Raw genomic sequence first — 9910 nt, forward strand, 5'->3', positions numbered from 1 at the left:
GATTTCCGCTTCCGGGCACGAAGGCATACCGCTCGGCCTGGGAGGAGACCATCAAGGCGGCTGAGGCATACAACGATCCGGGCAGGTTCACCGCCTTCATCGGCTACGAGTGGACCTCGAACACCGGCGGCAACAACCTGCATCGAAATATCATCTTCCGCGAGAATGGCGACAAAGCCCGCCTCGTCGAGCCTTATACAACGCTGAAGCCGCTCGGCAGCGACAACCCTGAGGACCTGTGGAAATGGATGGCGGCGACGGAAGAAAAAACCAACAGTGAAGTGCTCGCTATTGCCCACAACGGCAATCTGAGCAACGGGCGCATGTTCCCCATGGTTGAGGCCTTCGGCAAAAAGATTGATAAAAAGTATGCAGAAACGCGCGCCAAGTGGGAGCGGCTCTATGAGACCACCCAGACCAAGGGTACCGGCGAGGCGCATCCTTACCTCTCACCAAATGACGAGTTCGCCAACTTCGAGATCTGGGATAAGAGCAACCTTGACGGCAGCGTGGCGAAAAAGAAAGATATGCTCGAATACGAGTATGCTCGCTCGGCATTCAAGAACGGGCTTTTGCTCGAAGCAAAACTGGGTGTGAACCCATACAAGTTCGGTCTCATCGGCAGCAGCGATGCGCATACCGGCCTCACTGCGATGGAGGAGGAAAATTTCTTCGGCAAGACAGCGCCGCAGGAACCCAGCCCTGAGCGCATGCAGAAGGCCTTCTTCAAGAATCCCAAGACCGGCGTGACCGTGATGGATTGGGAAGTCTCCGCGTCCGGTTACGCCGCGGTATGGGCGACCGAAAACACGCGCGAAGCGATCTTTGACGCCATGCAGCGCCGTGAAACCTACGCCACCACCGGCCCGCGTATGATCGTGCGTTTCTTTGGTGGCTGGGATTTCGAGCCGGCTGACGCGAACAACCGTCTGCCCGCCGCCATCGGCTACGGCAAAGGCGTCCCGATGGGAGGCGATCTGAGCAACGCCCCGAAGGGCAAAGTGCCAACATTCCTGGCCGCGGCCCTGAAAGACCAAATCGGCGCGAACCTCGACCGCATTCAGATTATCAAGGGCTGGGTCGATAAGGACGGCAAGCCGCAGGAACAAATTTTCGACGTGGCCGTATCCGGTGGCCGCAAGATCGACGCCGATGGCCGCTGCAAGACACCGGTGGGCAACAGCGTGGACGTGGAGAACGCGACGTGGACCAACACGATCGGCGCGCCGGAATTGATCGCCGTCTGGAAAGACCCGGTATTCGATGCCAAACAGCGTGCGTTCTACTACGTTCGCGTCCTCGAAATTCCCACGCCACGCTGGACCGCGTACGACGCCAAACGTTTTGGCACCAAGCCGTTGCCGGGAACGACGATGACCTTGCAGGAGCGCGCCTATACGTCGCCGATCTGGTATACGCCTTAACACAGGCAGGCTGGAATCAATGACGCGTTTCCGGCGATGACGAGACAATTCGCGTGAATGCCGCGTCGAAACTCCTGGGATTGCTCGTCGTGGCGGGCTTGCTTCTTGCGGGCTGCATACTGTCAAGTTCAACTGCATAAAGGAGATGAACATGTCTGGCATGGCCAACGATGCGGAAAAGAAACGGCTCGAAACCTGCCGCAGTGGCGCCGGCAAGATTCCGTGGAAGAAGTGGGGGCCGTATCTGTCCGAGCGCCAGTGGGGCACGGTCCGCGAGGACTACAGCGAAGGCGGTGACGCCTGGAATTTCTTCACCCACGATCATGCCCGCTCGCGCGCCTACCGCTGGGGCGAGGACGGCATCGCCGGCATTTCCGATGACAAGCAGCGCCTCTGCTTCAGCCTGGCCCTGTGGAACGGGAAGGACCCGATCCTCAAGGAACGGCTCTTCGGCCTCACCAACAGCGAAGGCAACCACGGCGAAGACGTGAAGGAATACTACTTCTACCTCGACAGCACGCCGACGCACTCGTACATGAAGTATCTCTACAAGTACCCACAGGCGGCTTATCCCTACGCTGACCTGATAGAGACAAACCGTCGTCGCACCCGGAACGATATGGAGTATGAACTCCTCGACACCGGCGTCTTCAACGACGACCGCTACTTCGACGTCTTCGTGGAGTATGCCAAAGCCGGGCCGGAAGACATCCTGGTGAAGATCACGGCGGCCAACCGTGGGCCGGATGCGGCCGAACTGCATCTCCTGCCGACGCTGTGGTACCGGAACGACTGGGCGTCGTGGATCACCGAATCCAACCGAGCCCCCGAGAAACCAAACCTCAAGCAGATCAAGGCAGCGGCGGGCACGAGCGCGGTCGCGGCAACGCATCGGCTGCTGGGTAAATTCATCCTTTCCTGCGAAGGCGAGGTGCCGCTGCTCTTCACCGATAATACCACGAACAACGCACGGCTCTTTCCCGGTCAACCCAATGCCGGCCCGTACGTCAAGGACGGCATCAACAACTGCGTGGTACAGGGCGATCAGGCGGCGGTGAACCCAGAAAAGCAGGGCACCAAAGTTGCGGCGCACTATCGGATGACGATTGCTTCAGGCCAGTCGGCGACCGTGCGGCTGCGCCTGACCGCACGCGGATCCGCCGGGCAAAGCACAACCACTAAAAGTGCTGCCGTCCCCTTCGGGCCGGCGTTTGACGCGACCTTGACGGCACGCTTGCAGGAGGCGGACGAGTTCTATCGCTCGGTGACTCCGCCCTCGGTCTCGCCGGACGCGGCCAACGTGATGCGCCAGGCCATCGCCGGCATGCTCTGGAGCAAGCAGTTCTTTTTCTTCGACGGTGACAGCTGGCTGGAGGAGCACCACTCCAACCCGCTGCATAGCGGATATCGTAACTCCCGGAACTCGGAGTGGTTCCACATGCTGAACGAGGACGTCATTTCCATGCCCGACAAGTGGGAGTACCCCTGATACGCGGCCTGGGACCTGGCGTTCCATACACTCCCGCTTTCGATCGTGGATCCCGACTTCGCCAAGGCGCAGATGGAGCTGATGCTGCGCGGAGTTTACCTGCACCCCAGCGGCCAGATGCCCGTATACGAGTGGAACTTCAGCGACGTGAACCCGCCGGTCCACGCCTTTGCGACGCTGTTCCTGCACCGCACCGAGCAGGCTCTGCGCGGCGAAACGGACGTGGATTTCCTCAAGTCGGCATTCAACAAGCTGCTGCTGAACTTCACCTGGTGGATGAACCGCAAGGACCGCTTCGGCAAGAACGTCTTCGAGGGCGGCTTCCTCGGCCTCGACAACATCGGCGTGTTCGACCGCAGCGCACCGCTGCCCACCGGCGGCCACCTCGAACAGGCGGACGGCACGGCCTGGATGGCGCTGTTCAGCCAGAACATGGCCGAGCTCGCGGTGGAACTCGCTGCCCACGACCGCACCTACGAGGACATGGCCGTCAAGTTCGCCGAGCACTTCTACTATATCGCTGCGGCCATGAATCGCCCCGGGCAGGATGGTATGTGGGACGAGGAGGACGGCTTCTACTACGATCTGCTGCAGCTCCCAGACGGCAGCGCCACGCGGCTCAAGGTGCGCTCGATGGTGGGGCTCCTGCCGCTGTGCGCCACGACGGTGATCGAAAAGTGGCAGCGGGAGCGCATTCCGGGGGCGATGGCCCAGATCGCGGAACGCTGGCGCCGAATGCCCGAACTGCTGAAAACCATCCATCCCACGGGCCCGGGTTTTTACGGGGTGGCGGATCGGGGGATCCTGGCAATGGTCAACTCGGAGCGGCTGCGCCGGATCCTCTCGAAGATGCTCGACGAGAATGAGTTTCTCAGCCCCTACGGCATCCGCTCGCTCTCCAAGTTCCACGAGCAGCACCCGTTTGTCTTCCACGTGCAAGGCCAGGAGTACCGGGTGGATTACCTGCCGGGTGAGTCGAACACCGGCATGTTCGGCGGCAACTCCAACTGGCGGGGCCCGATCTGGATGCCAGTGAACGCGATGATCATCCGGTCACTGCTGAACTTTTACCAGTACTACGGCGAAAACTTCAAGATCGAATGCCCTACGGGATCAGGGAAGATGATGAACCTTTTCGAGGTCTCCAAGGAGATCGCCGATCGGCTCACCCGGATCTTCTTGCGCGACCCTTCGACAGGCTCAGGGCAGGCTGGCCGGCGTCCGGTGTACGGCGGCACGGAGAAGTTTCAGACCGACCCACACTGGCGCGACCACATACTCTTTTACGAATACTTCCACGGCAACAACGGTGCCGGGTTGGGCGCGAGCCATCAGACCGGCTGGACCGGGCTCGTGGCCAAACTCATCCAGCTTTACGGTCTGTTGGATTCGAAGCGGATTCTGGAGGTGGGCAAGAAAGCTGCGTTCGCGCCGAGTAACTCGGCGGCCGCCGAGGCAAAGACGTGAGAACCTGGTCCAGGCATTCTGTCATTTGAATGAAAAATCTTTGTGTATCTGCGTCAAAAAAACGAAAAAATTAGAGGTTCCATGTTTAGGACAGATTGAGGATAAACATGCGGCTCTATTGGCCCCACACCGTAAGGAGGCGAGGGTGCGGGTGGACGGCTCACGTGCCATTAGTGCCGGAGACCGAATTGTGTCGGGCGCGATGCGCATCAACTGTCGTGAGCGAAACCGCACCGCGCCCCATGACGGCGTGGAGCAGCTCCTGGTAGAGCCTCGGACCCCGGCCATGACTGCGAACATAACCCGCCACCGGCGCCCCGGCGAGCGCCAGGTGTCCGATCATATCGACCACCGTGGCCCGCAGTGCCTCGGGCAATGCGCAGATTTCCCGTAGCGGCCGCGATCCACCCGCGTCGTCGGCATGGACGAGGTGCGCTTCACGTGTCCCGCCCGGTGTCGCGCTGAATCCGGCATACGGTTCGGTGAAGTCACTTAAGAGCGACGCGCGCGTCTTGTCGGTATTCCCACCAAGCTGGATCGTCGCCAGGTTGATGCAGGCACGGAACCCGGCGTCTGGCGAGATCGTTGCGAATCCGTAGCTGTCGCGGACTTCGACTGTGTCAACGACGCGCAGCAACCGGCGCGCTGCAGCCTGAGCCTGCACGCCTACTTCATCAAGCATGCCGAGATAGAAATCGAAATCGCTGACTTCCTCGGCGATTCGCGATCCGTGCACTTCCACCACGGCGTTGTCGACCCCGGCCACGCGCAGAGCGGCAAGCAGCGGGATCGCACCACGCAGTGTCGAGCCGTGGGTGTTGCCCAGAACGATCCCGCCGCGGGTATCGACAACTGAGTCCCAGCGTGCTGGGATGCCGGTAGTCGGCACCTCGCCGTAGCGCACGAAGCGAATGCCGGTATCGGCTTCGGCGGGATGCACCACGAGAACATCGGCTCGACGCTGATGACGCTCGCCGCGCCAGTGCGCCGATCGCCCCAGCGTGTGCTGGCGAATGGACGACGCGGTATCGGCACCGGATGGGATCGTCATGATCTGTCGCCTTGATGTGACCTTCGCAGGGTGGGGCTTCCGGCCGGCGTGACGTGCTCGCCGAGCGACGATTCTGAATGAACGGATTCGGAATACCGGCCGTCAACGCCGGGCACGATGAGGCTGGTGGCATCGGCGGCCGCATCCAGTGCGCGCAGCAACCGGTGGCACAGCCGGTGCCCCGGCTTGTACGCTACGAGGTGTCCTATCACCGGTATGCCGAGGAGCGACAGATCGCCCACGCAGTCGAGTAATTTGTGGCGCACGAATTCGTCAGGGAAACGCAGGCCCTCCTGATTCACGACACGCTGCTCGTCGACCAGGATCGCGTTGCGCAGTGAACCGCCCGCAGCGAGCCCGCGGGCGCGCAGCGCCCGCAACCCGTGCGCGAAGCCAAAGGTACGGGCCGGTGCGATCTCGCTCGCAAACTCTCCGGAATCCAGCGCCAGTGAGCGGCGCTGGCGGCCGATTGCCGGGCTCGGGAAATCGATCTCCACCGTGATCCGCGGCCATGCATGCGGCAGGAATACCGCGAACCGGTCGCCATCGCTAGCCACCACCGGCTGCCTGACGAGCAGCGCGCGGCGCACGGCCGGCTGGCGGACCGCGCCGATGCGCTGGAGGAGGGACACGAACGGCGCGGCGCTGCCATCCATGATCGGCACCTCGGGACCGTCGAGTTCGACAACCGCGTTGTCGATCTCGCAGCCGCGCAGCTCCGCGAGCAGATGCTCGACCGTGCGCACCGTCACGCCATGCTCGTTGGCGATTATCGTGCACAACTCGGACTCGACCACGTTGCGCCAGTGCGCCGTCACCACGCGCTGCCCGGTGTCTACGTCAAGGCGCAGGAACCGTATGCCGGTGCCGGGCGGCGCGGGCCGCAGCCGCATACTGACGCGGCGTCCGCCGTGCAGGCCGCGGCCGACGCAGGTGAACTCGCCGGCCAGCGTGTGTTGCCAGGCAGGATTGCGCGAGCGATGATTCGTCTGCATGATGACCTCCGATGCCGATAGGTTGTGTGCCAGTGCTAGAATGGCAGCACACGCGGGCACCGGCCTGTCTGAACCCGCCAATCCGTTGTCCCGGCAGGTTGTCCGCAGACGCCAGATGTTTGTCCGGGAGTGACTGGTGGGTAAGGGAGAACACATGCAACCGACGACTGTCGCCTCGTGGGCCGCTGTCATCTGGCGCGCACTGGAGGCACGCGGTATTGCGCCGCGACCGGTCTTCGAGCGCGCCGGGGTAGACACCGAACAACTGCATGATGCCGGCGCGCGTATCCCGCTTTCGGCCATGAAGCGCCTGTGGGATCTGGCGGTCGAGGTGACCGGCGATCCGTGTTTCGGCGTGAGCGCCGGCCAGCACGTTCACCCGACGACCTTCCACGCCCTCGGTTACGCCTGGCTCGCGAGCCATACCCTGCGCGAGGCGCTGTACCGCTTCGTGCGCTTCACGCGCCTGGTATCGACCGCGCTGACGCTGCGGACCATCGCCGTCGGTTCGGAGGTCGAGCTCGTTTTCGAATCAGTGAGCAACGTGTCGCCGGTCTCGTTGGCCGCGGCGGACGCCGGCGCGGTGGCGCTGGTGACGATGTGCCGCACGAGCTACGGCGATTCGTTCTGTCCGCTGCGCGTGCGCTTGCAACGTCCGCAGCCGCCGTGCGAACAGCAGTTCACCGCGATGTTTCGCGCGCCGATCGCATACGGCGCGTCCGACAATGCCCTGGTGTTTGCCGCCGCCGATCTGGATCGCGTGCTGCCAACCGGCAACGCCGAGCTGGCGCGCGCCGCCGACGAGGTGATCCTGCGTTACCTCGCGCGTTTCGATCGTGAAGATGTGGTGACGCAGGCGCGGATGCAGCTCATGGAACTGCTGCCGTCGGGTCAGACGAGCGCGCAGCGCGTGGCGGAGGCGCTGCACCTGAGCGTGCGCAGCCTGCAGCGCAAACTCTCCGGGCACGGCACCAGCCTGGCACGGTTGCGGGAAGACACGCGACGCGAGCTCGCGAACCAGTATGTGCGCAACTCGCGGCTCTCGGTCGGCGAGATTACCTACCTGTTGGGGTTCTCCGAGCCCGCGAGCTTCACGCGCGCCTTCCACCGCTGGAACGGCATGTCGCCGAGCGCCTGCCGGCGGGCACCCGGCGCGAGCGGCGGGACCGACTCAGACCAACGCTGACCGGCCCCAACCGGCGTGCAGGTTGGTGCAGGCATGTGCCCAAGGATGCGTGTGAACGGCCGGCGGTCGCGCGGCGGAGTTCGGCGGCACGCTCGTGACGCGCCGGTCAGTAACTGAAGCCGATCTCGAGGCGGGTGGCGGTGAAGGCCTCGCTGCCACCGTTATCCCAGTCGATCCATTGCTTGCCGATCGCGGCGCGCATGAATACCTCACGGCTCATATCCCAGCGGATACCGACGGCGCTGTTGTAGGAAAAGAGGTTGGTACTGTAGGTTGACTGGTAGCTGCTGCAGGTATAGCCCCAGTACGGATCCCACCAGCAGGTGCCGGTCGCCGCACCGTTAGCAATATTGCTGTCGATGAAGGTGGAGCCCAATCCGGCTGAAACGAACGGGGTGACCGGTCCGGCGATGAAGTTGTAATGCAGGTTGACTTGGATGCTGCTGGTCGACAGCTCGGAACTCTCCCGGCGGAAGGTTCCCGGTGTGTCCGCCGAGGCGATCTTGGCGTCATAGGACGGCGAGTTCCAGCCGAAGTCGACGCTCATACCCAAATGATCACTGAAGTTATAACCTACACCGAAGCCCCAGCCCATATCGGAGTTGGTGTCAATCTCCGAACCGCCGTTAAAGTGGATCGACTGCGAATCGAGATAGCGCATCTGCACGGTGAACTCCCAGCGCTCGGCGCGCGAGCTGTAGGAAGCGGCTTGTGCCGTGCCGATGGCGGTGAGTCCAAGCACGGCGGTCAGGATTGCGACAAAGACGGAATGTGAGCGCATATAGACCTCCATTTATAGACTGCGGCAAAATCGGTACAGGCCTCTGAAAAATTCAGACAGCTGGTGCCGTCTTGACCCCGCCGGACTTTCCCTGTCGGCGGTATGACGGTAACAGGACTCAATCAGCGTTTCCGTGCCGGGTCGCGTCATACACTATCACCAGTCCCCGTTGCCGGGCTACTGTCCGGTTTGGTTTACGGCCTCACCGGAACGGCGGTGGCGTTGCACGCTGCTCCGGCTACGTCTATCATCGGCGATTCACCGCCGTGCAGTGTTGTCGAATTGTCCTCGCCGAGGAGCATGGATTGGTAACTGCAACCAAGAAGCATCTACAAGGAGAACGCATCATGACCAAAGTATTGCATCTGTTCTACGTCGCGGTCGCCGTCGTTTTCGCGGCCGCACCGGCCGCGTCGATGGCGGTCGAGCAGGATTCCGCCAAGAGCGGCGCCATCGTGGTGACCGATTCCGTGTCCGTCAAGGTTACGATCGTCGACATCAAGAAAAAGGAGCGCAAGCTCACGCTGCGCGACGAGAGTGGAGCCGAATTCGTCGTGATCGCCGGTGACGAGGTGCGCAACTTCGCCCAGATCAAGAAGGGCGACATCGTCGAAGTTGAGTATCATCGCGCTGCCGCCACGACGCTCGAGAAGGTGAGCGGCACCAATGTTGCCGGCCAGGTCACCGAAGTCGAGCGCGCACCGGCTGGGGCCAAGCCGGGCGCGTGGGCGATGCAAACGAGTTCGATTGTTGCCACGGTGCTCGCGATCGACACGAAGAACCGCCTGCTCACCTTGCAGGGCCCGAAGGGCGGCATCGTGGCCGTCAAGGTCCCGGCCGATATGAAGACCTTCGACAGCCTGAAGAAGGGCGACAAAATCTCCGCGGTGTACAGCGAGGCGGTAGCGATTTCGGTGAAGACGCCGGCCAAGAAGTAGTAACCAATATCCGCTGTGGAAGTAATCCCTATGGGCGGCATTAGCCGCCCGTTTTTTTTGGAGGCGGTTCTGCCGGTTGCCCATGACTCACGTATTCTCGCTGCTGGCGACAACGACCCCGGTACTCGCTACTGTCGCCAGCCAGGTCGCGGAGACCAGCATGCGTGTGACGCGCGATTCATCCTGCGCTCAGACGCTGTCATGGCTAATGTCGCTATTTGCAGTTGCCGGTGCAACGGATCACGCGTTCGGCGCAAGTGATCTCGTCGAAACGCGCGGCATCGCGAAATTCGTTGTTGCCGCCGGTGAGCGGTCCGGGCGCGTTATTGCAAAGTTGCACGCTGGCCACCGCGCGCGGTTCGCCAAACCACTGCACGTCCGTACAGCCCGGGGTGCCACGCCCGACCCGCAGCGACAGGGTATAGGTGCCGCATTGCAGGCCGCGATGCTGCACCGTGCCCTCGGCGCTCCACGAGCCGTCGCGTCGCGCCCACGCCTTGAAGTCGCCGAAGTCGAACTCGAGCTTCACCGGTTTGCCGTCCTTGTTCCATTCGGCGGCCGGTCGCGCCACGGTAGTGC

General features: G+C 62.5%; 7 protein-coding genes and 1 pseudogene. 4 read left to right on the plus strand and 4 right to left on the minus strand.

Annotation, left to right across the window (positions count from 1 at the left end; genetic code table 11):
• A partial coding sequence (locus tag WB402_RS04820) for a DUF3604 domain-containing protein (RefSeq protein WP_424205784.1) occupies positions 1 to 1424 on the plus strand: 1424 nt, incomplete at its 5' end.
• A gap of 160 nt (positions 1425 to 1584) precedes the next feature.
• Positions 1585 to 4380 (plus strand): annotated as a pseudogene (locus WB402_RS04825) (MGH1-like glycoside hydrolase domain-containing protein).
• Between the two features lie 160 nt (positions 4381 to 4540).
• On the opposite strand, the gene WB402_RS04830 reads toward WB402_RS04825, so the two are convergent.
• Both WB402_RS04830 and lpxC read right to left on the minus strand, forming a co-directional pair.
• Positions 4541 to 5431 carry a UDP-3-O-acyl-N-acetylglucosamine deacetylase gene (locus tag WB402_RS04830; RefSeq protein ID WP_424205785.1) on the minus strand — a complete coding sequence of 297 codons (891 nt, stop codon included), beginning with the start codon at positions 5429 to 5431 and terminating at the stop codon, positions 4541 to 4543.
• Entirely contained in the window at positions 5428 to 6582 is a 1155-nt protein-coding gene (gene lpxC / locus WB402_RS04835) for a UDP-3-O-acyl-N-acetylglucosamine deacetylase (RefSeq protein WP_424205786.1), read from the minus strand. Before lpxC ends, WB402_RS04830 begins: the two co-directional genes overlap by 4 nt.
• On the opposite strand from lpxC, the gene WB402_RS04840 reads away from it, so the two are divergent.
• Positions 6581 to 7612 (plus strand): AraC family transcriptional regulator, encoded by a 1032-nt coding sequence (locus WB402_RS04840; protein WP_424205787.1) that lies wholly within the window; start codon positions 6581 to 6583, stop codon positions 7610 to 7612. The genes lpxC and WB402_RS04840 overlap by 2 nt on opposite strands.
• Positions 7613 to 7718: 106 nt before the next feature.
• Here WB402_RS04840 and WB402_RS04845 read toward each other — a convergent pair whose 3' ends face one another.
• Positions 7719 to 8393, minus strand: coding sequence for an outer membrane beta-barrel protein (locus WB402_RS04845; RefSeq protein ID WP_424205788.1), 675 nt, complete (start codon positions 8391 to 8393; stop codon positions 7719 to 7721).
• 347 nt (positions 8394 to 8740) lie between these two features.
• Here WB402_RS04845 and WB402_RS04850 point away from each other — a divergent pair, with 347 nt between their 5' ends.
• Complete coding sequence (locus WB402_RS04850) at positions 8741 to 9331, plus strand: hypothetical protein (RefSeq protein ID WP_424205789.1); 591 nt, start codon at positions 8741 to 8743, stop codon at positions 9329 to 9331.
• 214 nt (positions 9332 to 9545) lie between these two features.
• Here WB402_RS04850 and WB402_RS04855 read toward each other — a convergent pair.
• Positions 9546 to 9910 (minus strand): hypothetical protein (locus WB402_RS04855; RefSeq protein WP_424205790.1); only part of this gene is annotated, 365 nt, incomplete at its 5' end.

Origin of the sequence: Sulfuricaulis sp. (assembly GCF_049587675.1) — a bacterium.
In the GTDB taxonomy this organism is placed as follows: Bacteria; Pseudomonadota; Gammaproteobacteria; order Acidiferrobacterales; family Sulfurifustaceae; genus Sulfuricaulis.